Origin of the sequence: Actinoplanes philippinensis (genome assembly GCF_900113015.1) — a bacterium.
Taxonomy (GTDB): domain Bacteria; phylum Actinomycetota; class Actinomycetes; order Mycobacteriales; family Micromonosporaceae; genus Actinoplanes; species Actinoplanes philippinensis.
Map to the genome: position 1 here is coordinate 24,780 of NZ_FONV01000027.1, position 21,716 is coordinate 46,495.

At 72.2% G+C, this 21,716-nt stretch carries 19 protein-coding genes; 8 read left to right on the forward strand and 11 right to left on the reverse strand.

Features of this window, described 5'->3' with window-relative positions:
- Position 1 precedes the first annotated feature (1 nt).
- Positions 2-889 carry a helix-turn-helix domain-containing protein gene (locus BM290_RS43350; protein ID WP_093621837.1) on the forward strand — a complete coding sequence of 296 codons (888 nt, stop codon included), beginning with the start codon at positions 2-4 and terminating at the stop codon, positions 887-889.
- Here the strand turns inward: BM290_RS43350 and BM290_RS43355 are convergent.
- A complete protein-coding gene (locus BM290_RS43355; protein WP_143134163.1) occupies positions 847-3,420 on the reverse strand; it encodes an NACHT domain-containing protein in 2,574 nt (857 codons plus the stop codon). The genes BM290_RS43350 and BM290_RS43355 overlap by 43 nt on opposite strands.
- Positions 3,421-3,487: 67 nt before the next feature.
- Between BM290_RS43355 and BM290_RS43360 the strand changes: the two genes are divergently transcribed.
- Positions 3,488-4,375 (forward strand): hypothetical protein, encoded by an 888-nt coding sequence (locus tag BM290_RS43360; RefSeq protein WP_093621839.1) that lies wholly within the window; start codon positions 3,488-3,490, stop codon positions 4,373-4,375.
- Between the two features lie 1,026 nt (positions 4,376-5,401).
- The gene (locus tag BM290_RS43365) at positions 5,402-6,061 is read left to right on the forward strand and encodes a class I SAM-dependent methyltransferase (RefSeq protein WP_093621840.1); all 660 of its coding nucleotides are present in this window, start codon (positions 5,402-5,404) and stop codon (positions 6,059-6,061) included.
- Positions 6,062-6,403: 342 nt separating this feature from the next.
- Here BM290_RS43365 and BM290_RS43370 read toward each other — a convergent pair whose 3' ends face one another.
- From BM290_RS43370 to BM290_RS43380, 3 genes are all read right to left on the reverse strand, one after another.
- Positions 6,404-8,491: an ArnT family glycosyltransferase gene (locus tag BM290_RS43370; RefSeq protein WP_093621841.1), complete on the reverse strand. Its 2,088-nt coding sequence runs from the start codon at positions 8,489-8,491 to the stop codon at positions 6,404-6,406.
- Positions 8,488-9,741, reverse strand: coding sequence for a glycosyltransferase (locus tag BM290_RS43375; protein ID WP_093621842.1), 1,254 nt, complete (start codon positions 9,739-9,741; stop codon positions 8,488-8,490). The genes BM290_RS43370 and BM290_RS43375 overlap by 4 nt, the downstream gene beginning before the upstream one ends.
- A 232-nt stretch (positions 9,742-9,973) precedes the next feature.
- On the reverse strand, positions 9,974-11,797 hold the full coding sequence (locus tag BM290_RS43380; RefSeq protein ID WP_093621843.1) for a LamG-like jellyroll fold domain-containing protein: 1,824 nt from the start codon (positions 11,795-11,797) through the stop codon (positions 9,974-9,976).
- Between the two features lie 150 nt (positions 11,798-11,947).
- Here BM290_RS43380 and BM290_RS48880 point away from each other — a divergent pair, with 150 nt between their 5' ends.
- A complete protein-coding gene (locus tag BM290_RS48880) occupies positions 11,948-12,103 on the forward strand; it encodes a hypothetical protein (protein WP_177320138.1) in 156 nt (51 codons plus the stop codon).
- Positions 12,104-12,109: 6 nt separating this feature from the next.
- On the opposite strand, the gene BM290_RS43385 is transcribed toward BM290_RS48880, so the two are convergent.
- A complete protein-coding gene (locus BM290_RS43385) occupies positions 12,110-13,162 on the reverse strand; it encodes a right-handed parallel beta-helix repeat-containing protein (RefSeq protein ID WP_239144106.1) in 1,053 nt (350 codons plus the stop codon).
- Between the two features lie 89 nt (positions 13,163-13,251).
- On the reverse strand, positions 13,252-13,917 hold the full coding sequence (locus BM290_RS43390; protein ID WP_093621844.1) for an NADPH-dependent F420 reductase: 666 nt from the start codon (positions 13,915-13,917) through the stop codon (positions 13,252-13,254).
- A 116-nt stretch (positions 13,918-14,033) separates the two neighbouring features.
- Here BM290_RS43390 and BM290_RS43395 point away from each other — a divergent pair, with 116 nt between their 5' ends.
- Positions 14,034-14,600 carry a TetR/AcrR family transcriptional regulator gene (locus tag BM290_RS43395; RefSeq protein ID WP_093621845.1) on the forward strand — a complete coding sequence of 189 codons (567 nt, stop codon included), beginning with the start codon at positions 14,034-14,036 and terminating at the stop codon, positions 14,598-14,600.
- A 45-nt stretch (positions 14,601-14,645) separates the two neighbouring features.
- Here BM290_RS43395 and BM290_RS43400 read toward each other — a convergent pair whose 3' ends face one another.
- From BM290_RS43400 to BM290_RS43415, 4 genes are all read right to left on the reverse strand, one after another.
- Positions 14,646-15,494: an alpha/beta fold hydrolase gene (locus tag BM290_RS43400; protein ID WP_203779895.1), complete on the reverse strand. Its 849-nt coding sequence runs from the start codon at positions 15,492-15,494 to the stop codon at positions 14,646-14,648.
- An 84-nt stretch (positions 15,495-15,578) separates the two neighbouring features.
- Positions 15,579-16,457 carry a dienelactone hydrolase family protein gene (locus BM290_RS43405; protein WP_093621847.1) on the reverse strand — a complete coding sequence of 293 codons (879 nt, stop codon included), beginning with the start codon at positions 16,455-16,457 and terminating at the stop codon, positions 15,579-15,581.
- Positions 16,458-16,495: 38 nt separating this feature from the next.
- Positions 16,496-17,050: a DM13 domain-containing protein gene (locus BM290_RS43410; protein ID WP_093621874.1), complete on the reverse strand. Its 555-nt coding sequence runs from the start codon at positions 17,048-17,050 to the stop codon at positions 16,496-16,498.
- A gap of 75 nt (positions 17,051-17,125) precedes the next feature.
- Positions 17,126-17,647 carry a DUF6328 family protein gene (locus tag BM290_RS43415; RefSeq protein ID WP_239144107.1) on the reverse strand — a complete coding sequence of 174 codons (522 nt, stop codon included), beginning with the start codon at positions 17,645-17,647 and terminating at the stop codon, positions 17,126-17,128.
- Positions 17,648-17,867: 220 nt separating this feature from the next.
- On the opposite strand from BM290_RS43415, the gene BM290_RS43420 reads away from it, so the two are divergent.
- The gene (locus BM290_RS43420; RefSeq protein WP_143134164.1) at positions 17,868-18,287 is read left to right on the forward strand and encodes a DUF3592 domain-containing protein; all 420 of its coding nucleotides are present in this window, start codon (positions 17,868-17,870) and stop codon (positions 18,285-18,287) included.
- 53 nt (positions 18,288-18,340) lie between these two features.
- On the opposite strand, the gene BM290_RS43425 is transcribed toward BM290_RS43420, so the two are convergent.
- Positions 18,341-18,886, reverse strand: coding sequence for a YbhB/YbcL family Raf kinase inhibitor-like protein (locus tag BM290_RS43425; RefSeq protein ID WP_093621849.1), 546 nt, complete (start codon positions 18,884-18,886; stop codon positions 18,341-18,343).
- 147 nt (positions 18,887-19,033) lie between these two features.
- On the opposite strand from BM290_RS43425, the gene BM290_RS43430 reads away from it, so the two are divergent.
- Both BM290_RS43430 and BM290_RS43435 read left to right on the forward strand, forming a co-directional pair.
- Positions 19,034-19,879: a helix-turn-helix transcriptional regulator gene (locus BM290_RS43430; RefSeq protein WP_093621850.1), complete on the forward strand. Its 846-nt coding sequence runs from the start codon at positions 19,034-19,036 to the stop codon at positions 19,877-19,879.
- 98 nt (positions 19,880-19,977) lie between these two features.
- Positions 19,978-21,714, forward strand: a complete 1,737-nt coding sequence (locus tag BM290_RS43435) for a DUF1996 domain-containing protein (protein ID WP_093621851.1) — start codon at positions 19,978-19,980, stop codon at positions 21,712-21,714.
- The last annotated feature ends 2 nt before the right edge of the window (positions 21,715-21,716 follow it).

Here is a 21,716-nt window from a genome sequence, read left to right on the forward strand (position 1 = left end):
CGTGCGGACCGGCGGTGAGATGAACCCGATCGCGGCGAGCCGTCTGCTGCGCGCCGACCTGCGCCGGGCTCGTGAGACCGCCGGGCTGACGCAGATGCAGGTCGCCGAGTCGCTGGAGTGGTCACTGTCGAAGGTGACCCGGATCGAGAGCGGCGACGTGGGAATCTCGGTCAACGACCTGCGTGCCCTCTGCATGCATCTGGAGATCGGCGCCGCGGCCACGGAGGTGCTGCTCCAGCGTGCGCAGGCGGCCCGGCGCCGCGGCTGGTGGCACGACGACCGCGCGGAGATCCCGCCCGCGATGCTCACCCTGATCGGCCTGGAGTCCGATGCCGACAACCTCAGTGAGTACGTGTCGGCCTTCGTGCCGGGGCTGATGCAGACACCCGCCTACGCGTCGGCGTTGCTGCACACGGCCGGCCTCGGAGCCGCCGAACATCAGCTCGGCAGACGGCTGGCGATCAGGCTGCGCCGGCAGGCCAACTTCCACGAGCAGCGGGAGCCACCCGACACCAGCGTCCTGATCGAGGAGGCGGTCCTCTACCGGCGGGTCGGCGACCAGCAGATCATGGCAGACCAGATGAAACGGGTCGCCGAGCTCGCGCGCCGGCCCTACGTGACGCTGCGGGTTCTGCCCTTCGAGGTGCCCGTCTACCGGGCCGAGTCGTTCACCGTCATCCGCAGCGAGCTGACCGGAACGGTGGTGTACAGCGAGGCCCGCTTGAGTGACGTGCTCTTCGAGGAGGGGCCGATCGTGGCGCACTTCGAGTCCCAGTTCGCCGCGTTGTGGGAGGCCGCCCTGGACGCCGGGCGGACCGGCCAGCTGCTGCATCGGGTGGCCGGGGCCTACGCCGCCGGCGGCAACCCGCGGCCCTGGCTCTGGGACTGATCCGGCAGCCACACCGGGCGCATGCCGTCCTGCGCCTCCTCGCTCAGCCCCGCCTGCCACAGCCGGGTGGTCGCCGACCACCAAGCCCGCGGGTCGGCGCCGGCCGGCGCGAGACGGGACAGGTCGTCCTCCCCGGCGATGACCAGGGAGCCCAGGATGACCAGGTTCGCCGTCCACGCGGCGCACGCGGCCACCACGTCCGGCGGCGCCGGCTCGTAACGCTGATACCGGCCGAACGCCCGGCTCCTGGCGTCGGCGACCAGAGCGCACACGGCCGCGAACAGTTCGGCACGCTGCGCCGGCGTGCGCTGCCCGGCCAGGCCGGCCGCGAACTCGACGATCGGCTTGCGCTGGGTGAGCGGCTGATACGACAGCAGCGCCCGGAGCAGGCTGTCGTCCGGCGCCTCGTGGAACGCCGGATCGGCACGGTGGTCGGCGAGCCGGCGGGCGTACCCGTCGAGCAGCAGCAGCGCCCGTTCGGCGATCAGATACTCGCCGAACGTGGCGTGCAGGAACTCGTACGTCCGCCGGGGGTTGTCGCTCTGCTCGTCCACCCGCGAGACATGGACGAAGAAGAACCCGGCGACCGTCTGATGCGCCCGCCCGGCCGGTGACTCGAACTCGTGCGCCTGCTCCTCCCGCCGGCCCAGGAAGACCTCCAGGTCACGCTCCAGATCGGCCTCGGAGATGTGCTGGCGTTGCCGGTTGAACATGCCGAGCGCCGCGATGCTCAGCCGCCACCGCAACTCGCTGAGCAGCCGCGGCAGACGCTCCGGGGCGGGCGGCCGGTCCGGCTTGTCGGCGACCTGCCGGTGGATGAAGTTGTCCAGCAGGGTCTGGTAGAGCGTCGCGGGGGAGACGCCGTCCCCGTCCAGACGCGGGGCGGCCGGGTCCGCGTGGTAGATCGCCAGCAGCGTGAGCAGCAGCGGCTGGCGGGCCACGTCGCCGTGACGGAGAACCGTGGCGGCGCGCAGCCGGCGGAAACCGGCGGTGGCGACGTTGGCGTGGTTCCACGCGGCGGCCCAGGCGCCGATCTGGTCGTCGGCGAAGTCCTCCAGCTTGAGCACCAGCGAGCCGTCCGGGACCCGGGCCCGGTCCACCACGATGGTCCGCGAGGTCACCACCACGGTCACCGGGCGGCCCAGCGCCAGCTCCTCGTGCTGGAACCGGGCCACCTCGGTCAGATACGCCGACTGGGCGGTCCCGGTCGGCTGGATCAGCTCGTCCAGCCCGTCCAGGATCACCACCCGGGTCAGCCCGTCACTCTCGTCGGCCACCCGCCCCCACGTCACCTGCTCCTTCAGGATGTCGCGCAGCGCGCTCTCGATCTGCGGCAGCAGCCGGTCGTCGGCGTTGACCCGGCGCAGCTGCACCGGCACCACGGTGTACTTCTCGCTCGGCAGGCGGGCGGCGAGGATCTCGGCCAGCAGCGACTTCCCGGCGCCGGGGTGGCCCAGCACGACGAGGGGACGGCGTGCCGCGTCGGGATGGGCCAGGTACCCGGCGAGGAACCGGTCCAGCCCGTCGTGCACCGGCCGCGACGCCCACCACGCCTCCTGCGACAGCGCGGTCCCGCCCGCCGCCGACGCGACCGCGCTGCGGAACCGGGGAGTGACGAAACCCTCCGCGACGGTCGGGAAGCGCAGGCCCGGAGGCAGCGCCGACGACCTGAGCAGCGGCTGGTCCAGCACCGCCGCCGCGGCCCGGGCCAGCTTCCCGCGCACCGAGACACGCCCGGGCCGCACCGGGATCTCACCGGCGGCCAGGAGGTCGTGCAACTGCCCGAGAGCCTCCGAGGTACGGTCCAGCACCTCCAGCAGCCGGGCATTGGCGCCGCGCAGCTCCTCCCGGGTGGCCGCGTGCTCGCCCAGCGACGCCCAGACGAAGAACTCCGTCACGTCGGCAGCGAGCCGCAGGTACGCGTCGCGATACAGCTCACGCCACCGGCGGGTGGTCCGCGCGATGAGCGCCGACGAGTCGAAGGGGACACCCCGCCACGCCCGCAGGCCCTCGAAGAACGCGATCGCGCTGCCGGCCAGCTCGGCGATGCGCGGGGCCAGCACCGTACCCAGATTCTCCTCGAAACCCGCGGCCGGACCCGGCAGCGGAAGATCCGTCCCGGCCAGCCGCCCGATCCACTCGGACTGGGTGACGATGTCGCCGGGCGCCGACGCGAGCTGCAGCTTCTCCCGGTCGGTCACCTTCAGCGCGGCGAACGACGGCCCGACCTCCTCGTGCAGCGCCTCGAAGAGCGACGCCAGGACGATCGTGGTGTGGGCCGCCGCGACCAGCTCGTGCCGGCTGTGCCCGTGCGCGCCGTGCAGCCGGGCCGTGGCGGCCCGGCTCAGCTCCCGCAGCAGCCGGCCGGCCTCCTGCTTCCCGTCGACCAGCCCGAACGCGCCCGGGACGGCGATCGCGCCGAGAAGGATCCCCATCCCGGTGATCCGCTCCAGCACCTCGATCGCCGCCGGGGCGTGCCCGCCGAGCAGCTTGAGCGCACCCTCGTACGTCAACGGCGTTGCTCTGGCCACAACCGAACCCTAAGTGATGACCGCCAATCGGAGAGTGACCGGCGGGGAGGGGGTACGCTGCGGCGTTGTGACCAGCGCCGACAGCACCCCGGAGTTCGACCGGTTCGGGCCGTGGATCGACGAGGTCCGCACCTTCGACGAGATGCCCCGCCTCTACCGGCGCGCGGGCCTCGACCCGTCCGCGTACCGGCTGGTCCTCAAGGTGCCGCGCGACATCGAGCGGCGCAACGCCCACCCCGGCATGCACCTGTACGACTACCTGATCGCTGTCGACGAGGAGACCCTCACCGTCCTCACCCGGCGCGACGACGGCTACGACACCCACCGCGTCGCGCACGACCGGATCGCGGCGATCGCCGACAGCGTGCGGCTGCTCAGCGGGCTCCTCACCGTGCACACCGTCGACGGGCAGCGGCTGACCGTGCGGTACAACGCGTCCGCCAACGGGCCCGTGCGGGAGCTGATGACGCTGCTGCGCCGGTGGTATCTGCCGGCGGGCGTGCCGGGCGACGACGAACCGTACCGCGTCGACCCGGTGCTCAGCCGCGCCGACACCGGCCTGCTCACCGACTACCACCGCATGATCACCCAGGAACCGGGGATGCGGGTGATCAACGTCGCCGAGCGGCGGGTGGTCACCCCGCACTCCCCGCTCGGCCGGCTGCGCGACCGGGTCTGGCCGACGGTCCTGCACGCCTCGATAGTCGTCGCCGACGACCGGGAGATCCAGATCATCCACCGCCGCGACTGGTTCACCGGCGCCGGCGACGACCTCTCCCTGGCCCGGACCGTGCTGGCCCGCAGCCGGATCACCGGCATCCAGGTCCGGGCCCACGACCGTTACCGGGACGTGCAGATCCTCACCATCCAGGCGGGTGGCACACACCTGGAGTTCTTCCTGGCCGGCGGTTCCCTGGTCGAGTCGATCCTGTCCGGAGACGCCGTCAGCATCTGACGCCGCCCGTCCCCACCGGCCCGCCGTCACCCCTCGCCCACGGCGGCCGGTTCCGGTTCGGTCGCATGGCGGCCGGTTCCGGTTCGGTCGCGTGGCGGCCGGTTCCGGTTCGGTGGCGCGGCGGCCGTTTCGGAGGCGTGGCGGCTGTCCGGTGACGCGGCGACGGTTTCGGGGGCGTGGCGGCCGTCCGGTGGCGCGGCGGCTGTCCGGTGGTCCGGCGACGGTTTCGGGGCGTGGCGGCCGTCCGGTGGCGTGGCGGCTGTCCGGTGGTGCGGCGACGGTTTCGGTGGCGCGGCGGCTGTCTGGTGGTGCGGCGACGGTTCGGGGCGTGGCGGCCGTGTAGGCGCTCCGAAGAGTCTTCGGAGTCGGCATCAACGGCGTCCTCTGACGCTCTGGTGCATTTGCGGTGGGCCGACGCGGCCGAGTCCACGGCATCCGGGTGCCGCAAACGATCGCCCAGCGGCACGCCGTGGCTGCATCCGGACGCTCGCGGTCTGGTTAGCGGCACGTGGCGGCTGCTTCCGGACGTTCGCGGTCTGGTTAGCGGCACGTGGGGGCTGCTTCCGGACGTTCGCGGTCTGGTTAGCGGCACGTGGGGGCTGCTTCCGGACGTTCGCGGTCTGGTTAGCGGCACGTGGGGGCTGCTTCCGGACGTTCGCGGTCTGGTTAGCGGCACGTGGGGGCTGCTTCCGGACGTTCGCGGTCTGGTTAGCGGCACGTGGGGGCTGCTTCCGGACGTTCGCCGTCTGGTTAGCGGCACGTGGCGGCTGCATCCGGGGCGTTTTGGCGTTCCTGGTGTGCCGCTCGGGCGATGGAAGGCTGTTGTGGCGTTCCTGATGGGCCGCTTGGGTGGCGGAAGGCCGTTGTGACGCTGCTGGTGGGCGGCCGGGCTGAGGAGAGTCTCGGTGCTGCGACGGGCGATCGTTCGGCGCGCGCGAACAGCTCGGTCACAGCGCTGTGCCGGTCACTCGGCGTGCCGCTGGGAGGTCCGTACCCCCTGTCCCGAAGGTCTATAGAGTCTCCGGCATGGACGACCCGATCGAAGAGCTTCGCCACGCGCACGACGTGCTCGCCGACTGGTATGCGGAACGGCTTGCCGGAGCCCTGGAGGCGATGCCGGTCGATCGGGCCGTTCTCGACCTGTTCGGGGAACTCACGCTGGCCGCGGGTCTGGGATCGGACGTCGCCGACGTCGGGTGTGGAACGGGGCGGCTGGAGCCGTACCTCGCGGCCCGTGGCCTTTCACCGCAAGGTGTCGATCTCTCGCCCGGCATGATCGAGGTCGCCCGGCGTGATCATCCGGCGTTCCGGTTCGAGGTGGCCGACCTGCGTGAGCTGCCGTTCGCCGACGCGTCGCTGGCCGGGGTGGTCTGCTGGTATTCGCTGATCTTCCTGGCGCCGTCCGATCGCAAGCCCGCGTTCGCCGAGCTGGCCCGGGTCGTCAAGCCGGGCGGCCATCTGGTGACCGCGTTCAAGGACGGCGACGGCCGGCACCGGCGCGGCGGACGGTCGGCCGGTCTCGGGGTGGAGTTCGACTCCTACTGGCTGTCCACCGGCGAGATGACGGAGCTTGCCGCCGGCGCCGGCTTCGAGGTGGTGTTCCGGGCCGGACGGCCGGCCGAGGAGGGGGAGTCCTGCCCGCAGGGATACCTGCTGCTACGCAAGGCGGTGCACGCCCGGGCGTAGGGAACGACACGCGGCCGGGCGGATGCCGTCGTCACGACATCCGCCCGGCGGACGCTGGTCGGCGCCTCGACGACCTTTCACCCGCGGCCTTGGCCGCCGTTCACCGATCAGCCGGGTGGAGCGGGGGCTGACAGCCGTGATTTCCGCGGCTGTGGCCTTCGTTTACCGGTCAGCGGGTCGAGCAGGGGCCGGCCTCGATGCCGCTACCGCCGGTGGGTCACGTGGCGCCGATCGGCAGGCGAGCGGGAACACGTTCACGACTGGCTGGTGGGCGGGGTGGCGCAGTCATACCGGACGGAGGCGGTGGACGAGGTGCCGGCCGGCAGGCGAGCGGGAACACGTTCACGACTGGCTGGTGGGCCGGGTGGCGCAGTCATACAGGACGGAGGCGGTGGACGAGGCGCCGTAGTCGGTGGGCGGGACCTCGGCGCAATTGGCGGTGAGAAAGTCGGCCCGCTGCTGGGCGGCGCCGCTGTTCATGCCCCGGCCGCCGCCGCGTCCCGTGCCGCCGGCCGCACGGCCCAGCACGTACCGCAGCTGGCCGGTGTCGACCCAGGTCTGCAGTTGGCTCACCGACGGGGCGTTGTCCTGGCCACTGAAGCCGCCCATGCCGATGACCGTGGCGTCGCTCTCCAGGATGTAGGCGGACGCGCCCATGGCTCCGCCCTCGACGGCGAGCGCGATGCGCGTACCGCCGGAGCTCTTGATCGCGAAGTCGAGGATCGCGCGTTGCGCCTCCGTGAGGCCCTGATCGCCGCCGAAACCACCGCGACCCCCGCCGCCGTTGGGAAAAGGGCCACCACGAGAGCCGCCGAACCCACCGGGGACGCCACCGGGACCGCCGGGAGCGGCGCCGGAAGGAGCGCCACCGGGATCGCCGGAAGCGCCACCGGGATCGCCGGAAGCGGCGCCGGGGCCGGCGGGAGCGCCACCGGGATCGCCGGGAAAGGCGCCGGGACCGCCGGGGAAACCGGCGCGACCGAATGACATCACCGCAGGCCCGGCGGTCGGGTTGGCGCCACCCATCGCACTGTCCGACCAGGTCACCGACGCCGACCAGAACCCCGGAGCCAGCAGCACCGCGACCACCGCGGCCGTCACCGCGACCGGCAGCACCCGCCGCCGCAGGAACCCGACGGCAACCAGCAGCACGGCGACCACGCCGGCCCCCACCACCGCCCACCGCAGCCATCCGTGCCACGACGGCACCCGCGCGATGACCGCGAATGCCCATCCCACGGTGCCGGCCACCGTGATCGTGACGACCGGCAGCGCCCACCGGGCCCCGGCCCGTTCGGCCCGCCACAGGGCCACGGCCAGACCGCCGCACAACGCGCCGACCGCGGGTGCGAGCTGTGACGTGTAGTACGGGTGGAAGATCCCCTGCTGTGTGCTGAACACCGCCGCGCAGGTCAGCAGCCATCCACCCCACAGGATCCATCCGGAGCCGGGCAGTGGTTCGCCGGCCGACGTGATGCCCCGGCGATGCAGCACCGCGACGACGACCGCCACCGTCACCGCGACCGCGCAGGCCGGCAGCAGCCAGCTGATCTGCCCGGCGACCTGCTGGTTGAACAGCCGGTCCCATCCGGCCGCCCCGCCGAACGAGATCCCGCCGCCCGCGCCGCCGGAAGAGAAACCGCCGCCGGACTGCCCGAACACCCGGCCGAGCCCGTTGTACCCGATCACCAGGTCCCACGCGCCGCCGTCGGTGCTTCCGCCGATGTAGGGTCGTTCGCCCGGCCACACCGCGACCAGCGCCACCCACCACAACGACGACACCGCCAGCACCGCGCCCGCCACCAGCAGGCGCCACGTCCGCGTCCACCAGCCGCCGGTCGCGCCGGCCAGCCACGCCGCCGCGAACGCCGGCACCACCATCCAGGCGGCGAGCATCTTGGTGAGGAACCCTGCTCCGACGAGGAAACCGCACAGGCACAACCAGCCCACGGTGGTACGCCCGGAGCCGCCCTGCAGCGCCCGGGTCAGGGCGTAGGCGGCCGCCACCAGCAGGAGGATCAGCAGCGTGTCGGGATTGTTGTCCCGGTCGATGGCCACGGTGATCGGTGTGAGGGTGAGCACGCCCGCCGCGACGAGTCCGGCCGCGTGCCCCGCCCACCGGCGTACCACCAGGTAGAGCAGCCACACCGTGGCCACGCCGAGCACCGCCTGCGGCAGGATCATCGCCCACCCGTGCAACCCGAAGATCTTGGTGCTCAGCACCTGTGGCCACAGTGCCGCCGGTGGTTTGTCGACGGTCACGACGCCGGCCGGGTCGTACGCTCCGAACAGGAAGTTCGTGGCGTTGAGGCCCATCGACCGGACCGCCGCCGCGTAGTAGCTGTTGCCCCAGCCGAGCGAGCCGAGGGCCCAGACGTGCAGGACGGCCGCGACCGTCAGGATGGCGGCGAGCGGCGCATGCCGTCTCATGCCGGCCTCCGGAACACGACCGACCGCAGCACCACGAACCGGACCACGGTCACCAGCAGCGACGACACCACCAGCACGACGGTCTCCGCGCTGACCGGCGCGCCCGGCTGCCATGCCCGGAACGCCAGCACCGCGCCCGAGGTGACCAGATAGCCGACCAGGAACAGCATCCCGGCGCCCAGATGCGCCCGCCGGACCGGGGTCGCGGTGTCCCGGAACGTCAACCGGCGGCTCGCCTCGGTGTTGAAGATCGTCAGGACCACCAGGGACACGAACGTCGCCGCCGCCGGCGGCCACCAGTGCCGCAACGACCAGTAGAGCAGCGCCTGCCCGGCGGTCGACAACGCGCCGACGACGACGAAGCAGCCGATCTCCCAGCGCAGCCGGTCACGGCCGGCGGCCGGCGCGAGCACGGCTTCGGGATGCTGGGCCGCGGGCCCGGGCCGGGCGGGCAGCGCCACGTCCGCGCCGCCGGAGTCCCGCAGCCGCCGCATCCGCCACAGCCCGCGCAGATCGTCGGCGGCGGTACGCACCACGTCGACTCGGGTGTCGACGTCCTCCACCCAGTCGACCGGCACCTCGTGGATGCGCAGCCCGTTGTGCTCGGCCAGCAGCAGCAGCTCGGTGTCGAAGAACCAGGCGTCGTCGCGGGTCCGGGACAGCAGCGGCTGCAGCGCCTGGGTGCGGCCGGCCTTGAACCCGCACTGGGCGTCACTGAACCGTGCACCGTGACTGATCCTGATCAGCGCGTTGTAGCAGCGGGAGATCAGCTCGCGGCGTGGCCCGCGGACGGTCCGGGCGCCGGGCGCGAGCCGGCTGCCGACGGCCAGGTCGGAGTGCCCGCTGGCCAGCGGCGCGATCAGCGGCAGCAGCCCGTCGAGCCCGGTCGACAGGTCGACGTCCATGTAGGCCACGATGTCGGCGTCACTGGAGCCCCACACCGCCCGCAGCGCCCGGCCGCGGCCCTTGCGTTCCAGGTGCACCACGGCGACGTTCGGCAGCGTGCCGGCCAGTTCCCCGGCGACGGCCAGGGTCCGGTCGGTGCTGGCGTTGTCGGCGATCGTGATCCGCCACGGGAACGGCAACTCGTCGCGCAGCCGGGCGTGCAGGGTCCGGATGCAGCCCGGCAGCGCGCGTTCCTCGTTGTGGACCGGAACCACGATCTCGACCGTCGGTGCCTGTGCCTCCTCGGCGGCCCGTTCGGCGAACACCACCGCCCGGGCGGCGACCGGTGACGGATCTGCGGACATGTGGCGCCCTCTTTCGTCTCGGTGACGCGACACCGCGACCCTCCCGAGCGAGGCACCAAGTTTCCCGGGAGCAACCTCAAAGCTTCCTAAAAGGGACGTATCATCGCGCCCCTTTCCGCAGCTCAGCACCGTCGGCCCGCGCACGACGAGTGACCGGGGTCACTTCTGACCGGTCACCCGTCGGTGAACACCTGTCGAACATCGCCGGCGTCGGTGGTTGCCGGCGGGACCGTCAGAAGTGGCCGGCCGGCAGGAAGCGGGCCGGGTCGAGCGGGCGCCCGGTGATCCGGGTGTCGCCGATCCAGCCGTAGAAGCCTTGGCCGTACGCCAGGTCCCAGGACGTCGCGCCGATCGTGAAAGGCCTGCCCAGCGTCGCGATGCCGCGCGCCTCGCGAGCCGGGTTGCGGGCGATCCGGGAGCCGTCCACCCAGACGGCCGTGTGCCGGCCGTCGTTGACGATCGCCACGTGCATCCAGCGGCCGATCGGGAGCGCGTGGCTCCACGATGTCGGGTTGACGTCGCCGATCTCGCTGTAGACGACGTACTGCAGGAAGCGCTCCGGGCTCAGGTTGAGGCTGCAGGTCGGCTCCAGCGGCGAGTATCCGCTCTTCTTCCCGGCGTCGCCGCTGCGGCCCTCCCAGCTCAGGATGCCCATCCAGGCGTGGTCGCCGGTGAACGGCTCGGGCAGTTTGACGAACGTCTCGATGGTGTAGCCGTTCAGGAATTTCTCACTGTTGATCGCCGCGTCCGGGCCGGTCTGCAGGATCGCGCCGCGGTCGGGGCTCTTGCCGCCGTCGAAGTACAGGCTGGCGTGGGCCGGCGCGCCCGCGTGGTGCTCGGGGCTCAGCCGCAGGGTGTCGGCGTTGCTGTTCGCGAGTCGTCGTACCACCAGGTCGTTGCCGTGCCCGGTGAGGTCCCGGACCGTCGCGCCGTCGGTGACCGCCTGCCCCGCGCTGTCGAACCGCCAATAGGCGGTGGTGTGCCGGTCGACGACCTGCGCCGCCGGCCGTGGCGCGGGCAGCACCGGCGGGGCGAACCCGGCGAACCGGGCGTCGAAGTCGATGTCCACACTGAACCGGTCGACGTCGCCGGTCAGCTCGATGGTCTCGGCCTCCAGCGGCGTGCGCCGGCGCGGGTCGCGGGCGAGGAACCAGGGCGCGAACGTCTCCACGTCGATCACGTTGCGCGCCAGGTCGAAGTGGTAGAGCCGGATCATCCCGGCGCCGCCGTAGTACCGGTCCTGGTAGTTGGCGATGTGCACGTGCACGTCATGCCCGGCCGCGTTGCGCATCGTGGCCCGTCCGGGCGGCCAGTAGTGCCCGTTCAGGGTGAGGAAGATCTGATCGTTGCGGTTGATCAGCCGATCCCACAGCCGGGTGCCGTGGCCGGACAGGTACGCGCGCCCGGCGTCGTCGGCGTAGGCCAGGTCGTGCGTCGTGACGATCACCGGGATCCGCGCGTGCCGGTCGATGACCCCCTGCGCCCACGCCAGGCCGGAGTCGGAGATCCGCCAGTCCAGCGCGAGGATCAACCACTGCCGGCCTCCGGCCCGGACCAGATGCGCGCTGTTGTAGCCGTCCGCTGTCGCCTCCAGGAAGGTCGGCGTCCGGGAGAAACGATCAGGGCCGAAGACATCGAGGTACGGCGTACGCCCGCGCTGGTCGGTGCCGCCCGGGATGTCGTGGTTGCCGGCCAGCACGCTGTACGGCACCCGGCCGTCGATGTCCCGGAACGTCCGGCCGGCCAGGGACAGCTCCTGCGCCGTGCCGTGCTCGGTCACGTCACCCAGGTGCGTCATGAACACGATGTTCGTGTCCGAGCGCTGCTGCAACAGGTAGCGGAACGTCTCCCGCAGCGGCGCCGGGTCGGCGCTGTCGGCGTCGAACAGGTACTGCGTGTCGGGCAGCACCGCGATCGCGAACCGGGGGCTCTCGGCATCGATGTCGCGGGACCCGGCGGTGGTCGCGGCCTCGGCGCCGGTCGCGGCGGTCAACGGCACGGCCAGCCCCGCGGCGGGCGCGGCCACCGCGGCCCGGAGAAGATCTCGTCTGTCCATGGCAGCGAATATCGCGATCATCGCGCAACGCCGGGCAACCGTGAGACGAACAGACCGGCCGCCCGGGATGAACGACAAATCGGGTTCCCAAACGCGGGCGTACGGGTAATACTGCCGCGCAACGGTAAAACTGAGGAGCGGGGGACCAGCATGTTCGTGCACCCGGTGGAGTTTCGTGGCGACGACCGCCCAGCCCAGGACGATGCGCCGCGCACGGTGATCGACCGCAGCGCCGAGGCGATGCAGCGGCTGCGCAACCCGTTCGACCTCCAGACCGGCGCCCACCCGTCGGCGGCGCCGGTCTAGTCACCGTCAGGCGGTGCCGTCGAGGTTCGTCACCTTTCCGGCGAGCGCGTTCGGGCTGGTCCGGGTCATGCCCCAGACGACGGCCGAGCTGCCCGCCTCGGCGACGAGGAAATTCGTCAGCGACGGTACGGCCGACGAGGCCGGATCGGACTGGACGGCGCCGCCGATCGTCACGTTGACGGTGGAGGCGCCGATGTGGATGCCGGTCTTCGCGCCCTTGAAGGTGTAGGGACTGAACAGGCTGCAGCCCCTGCTGTTGCGCAGCAGGAAACCGGCCTCGGTGAAGACCTCGGTGCCGCAGCTGGTCAGGGTGACGGCCGAGCAGTTGTAGAGCGCGTAGCCGCGCAGGCCACCGTCGGCGGCGCACGCGTTCAGCGTCGAGTAGCTCACGTAGTCGAGCTCGAAGCCGTTCTTCCGGTTGCCGAGCGCGTAGCAGGCCTCGAACGCGAGCGAGGTGGCGGCCGCGGTCGTGGTCTTCGTGACGTAGAAGCCGTCGCCTCCGTTCTTCATCGACTGGACACGGCTGATCCTCGACGCGATCACCGCGGTCAGGTGCACGCCGCAGTCGCCCCAGCCCCGGACGACGCAGTCCTCGATGGTGATGTTCGACGGTCCCTCGGCCGGACCGGGGGCGAGCCGGATCCCGGACGGCCCGCCGGCCGGTGGCGGATCGGTGGCGACGTATTGCCCGATCAGGCTCAAACCGGCGATCGTCACGTAGTTGATCGCCGAGCTGCTGATCGAGGTGATGCCGTCACCGGCACCCACCTGGGTGACCTTCGTGGCCTGCGCGCCGGCGCCGATCAGCCGCTGGTTGGAGCGCATGACTATCGGCTCGTCGATGACGAACTCGCCCGGGCTCAGCAGCACCTGGGCGTTGACCTGGGCAAGGGCTGCCTGGATCGCGGCGTGATCGGTGGCGCCTGTCCGGTCACCGCTCGGCTCGATCACGACGAGCCCTGCCGCGGCGGCGAGAGCGGCCTCCGGTTGCCCGAAGACTGCCAGCCCGGCGCCTGCCAGTGATCCCGTGAGCAGCCCTCGCCGGCTCTGTGACGTCACTTTCCGTACCCCCGTTGATCGGTGATCGCCGTTGCCGGCGAGGTGATCAAGGGAACCAGAATGATCAGTGGGAGCGCCACCCCGTGTCCCTAGAGCGCCAGCAGCCCCGCGAGCTGGTCGGCCGGCACGGGGCGGCCGGGGGCGGCGAGCAGGCCGACCGGATCGAGATGAGCCAGCTGGGCGGGGGTGCCGGGCGCGAAACGGCGGCTCTCGGCGAGCGGGCCCACGTCGTACGCGTCGAAGCCCAGCGAATCGATCAGTGCGGCGACCGCCTGCCTCGCGCCCGGATCGTCGCCCGCGATCGGCAGGGCGCTGCGGTCGGGCGCGCCGGCCGGCCGCCGCAGGTCCGCCAGGTGCTTGAAGTAGACGGTGCTGAACGCCTTGACGACCCGCGCCCCACTCAGATGGGTCTGCAGCAGCAGCGGCGCCGGGATGCCGGTGGCCTCGATCTCGGGCACGCGGCCCTGGCGGGCGGGGTCGTAGTTCAGGGTGTCGATGACCACCCTGCCGCGCAGGGGAGCGGCGGGGACCTGCCGGTATGCCCGGATCGGGATGCTGACCACGACGATGTCGCCGGCCGTCGCCGCCTCGCCGGGCGTGGCCGCGCGGGCGTGTGGCCCGAGTGCGGTGATCAGTTCCCGCAGGGTCGCGGGGCCGCGGCTGTTGCTGAGGACGACCTCGTGTCCGGCGTCGACCGCTAGCCCTGCCAGGGTGCCGCCGATGTTGCCGCTGCCGAGGAAGCCGATGGTGGTCATGGGGGTGCCATCCGATCCGGATAAGGTAAGGGGAGCCTTCGGATAAGCGAAGGCACTCCTTGACTTTAGCGCAGGCACCCCTTCGTTTCGTGACGGGGTGCTCGAAGGGATGTGTGATGGCGGCCACCGAACCCCGCACGGCCGTGCGCCGGCCGGCCCGTGCCGACGCCCGGCGCAACTTCGACGCGCTCCTCGACGCGGCTCGGGAGGTGTTCGCCGCCGAGGGCGCCGGGGCGTCGCTGGAGGGCATCGCCCGGCGCGCCGGGGTCAACATCGCGACGCTCTACCGCAACTTCCCGACCCGTCAGCACCTGTTCGAGGCGGTCTATCTCGACGAGGTGGAGGCCCTGGCCCGGCTGGCGGCCGGGCTCGGCGACCGGGGGCCGTGGGAGGCGCTGGAGAGCTGGCTGCGGCAGTTCGTCAGCTACGCCACGACCAAGAAGGCGGTGTACGACGCCATCGCGCACCGGGAGGAGATGTTCACGACCGGCCGCGACATGATCCACGCCGCCGGCCGGCCACTGCTCGAACGCGCCCAGGCCGCCGGCACGGCCCGCCCCGACGTGACCTTCGACGACGTCCTCTTCCTGGTCAACGGGGTCAGCGGCGCCAACTTCGTCCAGGACGCCCAGCGCGACCGGGTGCTCACCATGGCGTTGGACGGCGTCCGGGCCCGGGGGTGACCTGGGCCTATCGCGTCGGCCGGGCGTCTCCGTCTCCGGCGGGGCTCAGCGGCCGGCGAGCCGGTAGATCTCCCCGGCCACGACCTCCGGGTCGGTGAACGGCACGTCGTGGCCCGACCTCTCGGCGAACACGTGCCGCCAGCCCGGCGACGAACTGGCCCGCCGTGCGTGCGACACGTTGGCGGCGGCCCGGTCGGCGGCGCTCATCCCGCCACCGGGATGGGCGCCGGAGATCACCGTGACCGGGATCGCCCCGAGCGCCGGTGGATCCGAACGCCAGGCGGCCAGCTCGTCGAGGAACGTGCGCGCCTGCGCGGCAGCTGTCCGCATCACGCCCGGCGTGAACGCCTCCCGCCGCATCTGCGCCCGCACGCCGGCGGGCGCCGCGTCGAGCTGCGACCGGTACCGCAGGTGCAGCACACCGAGCCGGGCCAGCACCGCCCCGGCCCGCAGCGCCCGGCGCTCCCGGCGCCGGAAGTCGTCGCCGAACAGCATGTCGTTGGTCTCGTCGATCGGCTCGACCAGCACCAGCCCGGCGACCCGATCCGGTCGGCGCGCCGCGGCCAGACGCACGATCGGCCCACCGGCGCCGTGCCCGGTCAGCACGAACGGCCCCGGCCCGGCCTGATCGAGTACGTCGTCGAGGTCGTCGGCCATCCGGTCCAGGGTCCGCCCGGCCGGGTCGGGCGCGCTGCGGCCCAGACCGGACCGGTCATAGACGACGGCCCGCGTGAACGCGGCGACCCGCGGCTGGACCAGACTCCACGCCAGCCGGGACGAGGCCGAACCGGCTTCGAGGACCACCGTGGGCGTCCCCTCGCCGAGTGCCTTCACGTGCAGCCGCCGGCCGTCGCGGGTCGCGGCCCACGACGACGGGCCCTGGGTTTCCGTCACCGCCGAATTATCGATCATCAACCGGAGAGAGGCGGGCGCGGCGCCGCGCTGCGCAGGTCTTTTTCGGACGTCGGCATCAGTGCCTCACCGCGCCGCCAGCCTATCGGCGAGGAACCGGTACGCGCGCTCGCGCATCGCCGCGGTGAAGACGTGGCCGGTGTCGTGGAGGGCCAGTTCGGCACGGTCGCCGAGGCTCCGCCGTACGCCGGCGAAGAGCTCCTCGGCGCCGCGGCTCCACTTGTCGGCGGCGCCGGCGGAGATCAGCAGCGCCGTCCGGCCGAAGGCGGCGACGACGTCCTCGAGGTCGTGGCGGGCGGCGAACCCGGGCACCACGAACTCGGCCTGGATGCCGGTGTCGTGGGTGTACGAGTGACGGAACGGGATGCACCCGCAGTTCGACACCGACGCGATGATCCGCGGGTCGTGGGCCGGGGCCCACAGCGCCATCCGGCCGCCGTACGAGTGACCGAGGAACCCGATCCGGCTCGCGTCGACCTCGGGCCGCGTCGTCAGGTGGTCGAGAGCCACCGAGATGTCGTGCAGGCACGTCGCGAGCAGCGTCTCGCCCCGTACCAGCCGGGTGGACAGCTCGAACCAGGTGACGTTGCCGGCCCCGTCGGGGCTCCAGTTGCGTTCCTCGAACCCGATGGCGTCCGGCGCGATCGTCACGAACCCGCGTTCGGCCAGCTCGTGCGCGTATGCCTGATCCGGGTCGCCGGCCAGCCCGACCACCTCGCTCTTGCCCAGGTCGAAACGGGAGGCGTGCTGGTGGTGACAGAACACGGCCGGGACCGGCCCGGCGAGACCGTGCGGGACACAGACGTACGCCGACACGCGCGTCTCCGGACCCACCGAGTACCGGACCTTCTCCCGCACGTACCGCCCGCAGTCGATCCTCTCCAGGGTCTCGACCGCGGGGTCGCAGGTCGCCGGGGCCGGGCCGAGGAACGAACGAAAGCTCACGACCGGGGATTATGCCCGTGCCGGGCGGGGCGCCGGGGTCAGGATCCGGCGGTGTCGAGGGCGGCGGCGCCGAAGGAGACCGCGAAGCGCTTGCACCAGATGGTGACGCTGCGGAACGACTCCGGGTCGACGTCGGCGTCCAGGCGGTACACCTGGTCGCCGTGGTTGCCTTTCAGTTTGCCCAGCTCGGCGTACTTGCCGTCGTCGAAGACCTTCCAGCCGGCCACACCGGTGCGGACCGGCTGGTCGGACAGCCACACCCGCAGGTCGGGGCCGTCGCTGGTGTCGAGGCCGGCCAGTTCGAGCTGGTGGCTGCCGTCCGGGTTGCGCACCATCCGCGCCGTGCCACTGGTGTCGTGCTCGTGGGTCACGAAGGCGCCCTCGGCGATCACCACCGGGCCCGCCGGTGGGGCGGCCGGGGTGGACGGGGCGGATCCGGAGGGACGCGGCGCGGGCGACGACACCGGGGTCAGCGTCTCGGCCACGACGGTGTCGGTGAACAGCCGCCACGGCTGGAACCAGTAGAGCGCCCCGGCGCCGACGACGGCGACGACGATCCAGGTGACGGGTGCGGTGAGAATTCGGCGAATCACGATCCGAGTCAATCCGGCGAAGCCGAGGCGCACCAGTCCCGTCGTCTTACGATCGGCTTACGGCCGGGCCGGGCGTCAGCGATGTGCCGCGCCGTTGACGCGGTCGGCGACCTCCCTCGCGGTGAGATGCCGGCCGGGATCGTTGCCGTCCCCGCCGCGGCGCGCCCACGGCAGCACGCCCCACAGCGCCACGAACCAGACCGCGGCCGCCCCGGTCAGGCTCCACGCCACCGGCCCGGGCAGGGTGAAGTCGGTGATCAGCAGGATGGACGCGATCATCGACACCATCAGGCAGGCCAGCCCCGCGGTGGCCATGCGATGGGCGAACCGCACCAGCTCCGGCTTGCGGCCCCGCCGGAACAGCGCCCGGTGGAACGCGACCGGGGAGATGATCGCGGCGGCGGCGAACGCGGCGCTCAGCAGCGCCACCAGATACACCGCTCGCTGCAGCGGCGTCGTCTCCTCGAACGCGGCGCTGAACGGCATGATCAGCAGGAACGCGAACAGGATCTGCACCCCCGTCTGTGCCACCCGCAACTCCTGCAGCAGGTCGGTGAAGTTGCGATCCCATCGCTGCTTCTCCGTCTCGAGGCCCATCTCGGTCCGTCCTCCACGCCGCTCGTCGGCGCCGCATGCCCCACCGTGCCCGGCTCAAACGGCCTGGTCCGGCCCGGGACCGAGGACGTTTGGGGCCGCCGTGAGCTGGAAACGTCCCTTCCGGATCGAGGTCCACGAATGGAGGCGGGGGATGGGCGGCACTGCTGAAACGGAGAGCACCCGCAGGAAGGGCCGCATCGCCTACCGGAAGGTGTGGTGGATGCGGTTCTGGTTGCCGGTGATCGCCATCGGGGCGTGGACGTGGTTCGGGCACACCGCGGTATCGGCCTACCACCTCGCGAAGGAGGGCGTGGTGGTCCCCGCCACGGTCACCGACGTGGAGAGGTGGGGCCGCACGCACACCAACAAGGTGCAGTTCACCACGGCCGACGGCCGGCGGATCGAGACGTCGGTCGCGCCGCAGACCTGCGATCTGAAGGAGCCGGGAGCCCAGATGCAGATCCGCTACGTGGCCTCTGACCCGTACAACGCCCAGGACACCTGCGACCAGCCCCGCCACGACATGTCGGTCGGCGGCGCGCTGACCGGTCTGGTGGTGACAGCCCTCAGCGTGCAGGCGTGGCGGCTGTGGCTCCGGCACCGAAGGACCGGGCAACTGCCGCCGGAGTATCCGATGTGATCAGCGGCTTTCCGTCCCGGTCCCGGGAGTCCCTCCGGCGGCCGTTTCCCGTGTCAGCCGGCCGGGGTCTCCGCCGTCGCCACGATCGTGGCCCGGCCGAGGACGTGGCCGGTCATCGTGAAGTCGAGCAGCGCCGGCGTGCCGTCGGCCGGCACGTCGAGCCGCTCGACGTCGAGCGCGTGCACGGTGATGAAGTACCGGTGCGGCCCGTGCCCGGCGGGCGGGGCGGCGCCGATGTAACGCGCCAGGCGGGCGTCGTTCGGCAACTGCACCGCCCCCGGCGGCAGGCCCGGCCCGGTGTCGTCACCGGCCCCGGCGGGCAGCGTGGTCACGGTGGCGGGGATGCCGGCGACGGCCCAGTGCCAGAAGCCGGACATCGTCGGCGCGTCTGCGTCGAAGACGGTCACCGCGAAGCTCCTGGTCCCCTCCGGCGTGCCGGACCAGGTCAGATCGGGGGACCGGTCCTCGCCGCCGGGGATGCCGAAGGCGCCGGACATCTGCGGCAGTGGCAGCGGCCGGCCGTCGCCGGCCGCGGCGCTGGTGACAGTGAATTCCGGGACCTGCGGAAGACGGGCGTACGGGTTGTCGATGGCAGTCAAGACGACAGCGCTCCTCGAAGTGGTGAACTGCGGACACCACCGAGCCTGCGTCCCGCGGCGGCCGGCAGGGAGATCCCCGGCATCCTGGTGTCCGCAGTGCCACCCTCGGCCGTCGACGCCCGCCCGTACCGGGGGCAGACTGGACCGATGCCAGCGCCCCGAGCCACCAACCGGCCCGAGCTGTCGGCGTTCCTGCGGGCCATGCGCTCGCGGCGGCGGCCGGCTGACGTGGGCCTGCCGGAGACGGACCGCCGCCGGACACCGGGGCTGCGCCGCCAGGAGGTCGCCCAGCTCGCGGCCGTCAGCATCGACTGGTACATCCGGCTCGAACAGGGCCGGGTCGGTGTGCCCGGGGCCGCCGTGCTGGACGCCGTGGGCCAGGCCCTCAGGCTGTCCGAGGCCGAGCGTCACCACCTGCACCTGATCGCCCGCGGCGAGGCCCCGCCGCCCCGGCACCAGCCAGCCCCCGCGAGCGAGTCCCTCCAGGTGATGCTGCACAGCATGCCGGCGACGCCCGCCTGGATCCTGGACTTCCGCTTCGACGTGCTCGCTCACAACGCGGCCGCCGCCGCGCTGTTCGGCCCGGGGTTCACGCCCGGGGTGAACACGGCGGAGCAGCTGTTCCTCGACCCCGGCAGCCGTGATATTCAGCTCGACTGGACCAGGATCGCCCGGGAGTACGTGGGCAACCTGCGCGCCAACCTGGCCCGGCACCCCGGTGACCCACGCCTGACCGCCCTGGTCGGCGACCTGCGCCGGGGCAGCAGCGACTTCGCCGCCTGGTGGGACGATCACACCGTCCAGGAGCGTACGAACGGGACCAAACGGATCCTGCATCCGACCGCCGGGATCCTGACGCTGCGCTACGACGTGCTGGCCGTCCAGGACGGCTCCGGCCAGCGCCTGTCGGTCGTCACCCCGGCCGACACGCACGCCGAGACCGCTCTGCGCACGCTGATCTTCCCGCCGGCCGGGCTGCGCGCGGTGAACTGAGGCGAGTTCTTACCGAACGATGACGTAGCCGGCGAAACTTCATCTCTCCCCGCCCGAGGGCGCGTATCCGCCGCCGTCGGACACACGAGGAGAGACACATGAAACGCACGAAGTACCGGATCGCCACGGCCGTGGCGGTGCTGGCCGCGACCGGGGCTCTGACCGTCACGTTCGTCTCCGGGGGTGGCAAGGGCACCGCCGACGCGGCGACCAGCCTGGATCAGTACGTGCCGATCCAGGCCGTACGCCCGAACGTGGCCGCGCCGAAGCCCGGCCGGGCCGCGTCGACCGGCCGGTTCACGGTGGACTGCGGCACCAACGGCAACGGCAAGTTCAGCCCGGACAACCCGGTCGCCCAGCCCGGCATCAAGAACGGCGCCGAGCACGTCCACGACTTCGTCGGCAACAAGGCCATCACCGCGTTCTCCTCCAACGCCGAACTCGACGCCTCGGGCACGACCTGCCGCAACGGTGACAAGTCGTCGTACTTCTGGCCCGTCGTGCGTATCGACAAGACCGTGCGTAACGGCGACGCGATCCGCCAGGCGCTGACCAGGACGCAGCCGACCGTCGCCTGCCCCACGGTCGGTGACCGGCTCCCGGCCGTGCCCACCCGGGCCCGCGCCGCCGTCGACCGGCGCCTGGCCGAGCTAGACGCGCTGACCGCCGCCGCCGACCGGCGGATGACCGCCAGCCGCGGCCGCATCGACCCCACCCTCAACAAGCAGGTCCTCGACGATCTGCGCACCCGCCGCGCCGAGGTGATCCGTGGCATCGGCGACACCCTCGCCTCCGCCGGCGCCCGCCCGGCCGGGCTGGTCTCCCTGGTCGACTGCGATGTCAGCTACGACGGCCTGCACGCCGCCATGCGCGGCGCCGACCACGCCGGCAGCGTCAAAGCCGCCCGCGACGCCACGCCGCAGGTCCAGTGCCCCACGGTCCGAGACAGGCTGCCCGGCGTACCCGACCGCGCTCTCGCCGAGGTGAACCGCAACCTCGACGAACTCGACCGCCAGATCACCGAGGCGAACGAGCGGTTGCTGAGCACCCGCGGTCAGGGCGGCCCGGCGTTCGTCGACAACGCTGTCCTCGGCCCTCTGAAGGCCAAGCGCACCGCCGTGCTGGACCGGATCACCATCGCCATCTCCCGGCAGGCCGCCCGCCCGCAAGGCCTCGACCGGCTCGCCGCGTGCACGCTGAACCAGCCGATCCCGGCCCCGGGCAGCGGCGCGGCGCCCGCCCCGACCGGCTCACCGGCCGCGCTGCCGGACCCGCAGGGCCCCAACCTCGAACTGCCCGGCAACACCGGCGGCATCGTCCGCCCGGCACAGGTCCTCATCGAGTACCGCGGCAACGCCACCGCCAAGGTCGTACCCATGCCGAAGTTCCTGCGGGCTCTGACCGGCGACGCCAAACCCACCAGCCGCGGCCCGGCGAACGCCCGCGCCGTCTGGAGCTGCTCCGGCTTCGCCGACCGGCTCTCCGACAAGTACCCGATCTGTCCCGCCGGCAGCCGGGTGCAGCGCGTGCACGACTTCCCCGGCTGCTGGGACGGCAGGAACATCGACAGCGACAACCACCGCAAGCACGTCGCCTTCGCCGACAAGGCCACCGGCGCCTGCCCGCAGGGCTTCACCGCCATCCCGCAACTACGGATCACCGTGTCCTACGACATCCCCCGCGACGTCCAGCTCAAGGGCCAGTACGCCCTCGACTCCTTCCCCGAGGAGAACCACAACCCGTTCTCCGACCACAACGACTTCGTCAACGTCAACTCGGACCGGACCATGCAACGCATCGCCACCTGTATCAACAAGGGCAAGTCCTGCTCCTGAGA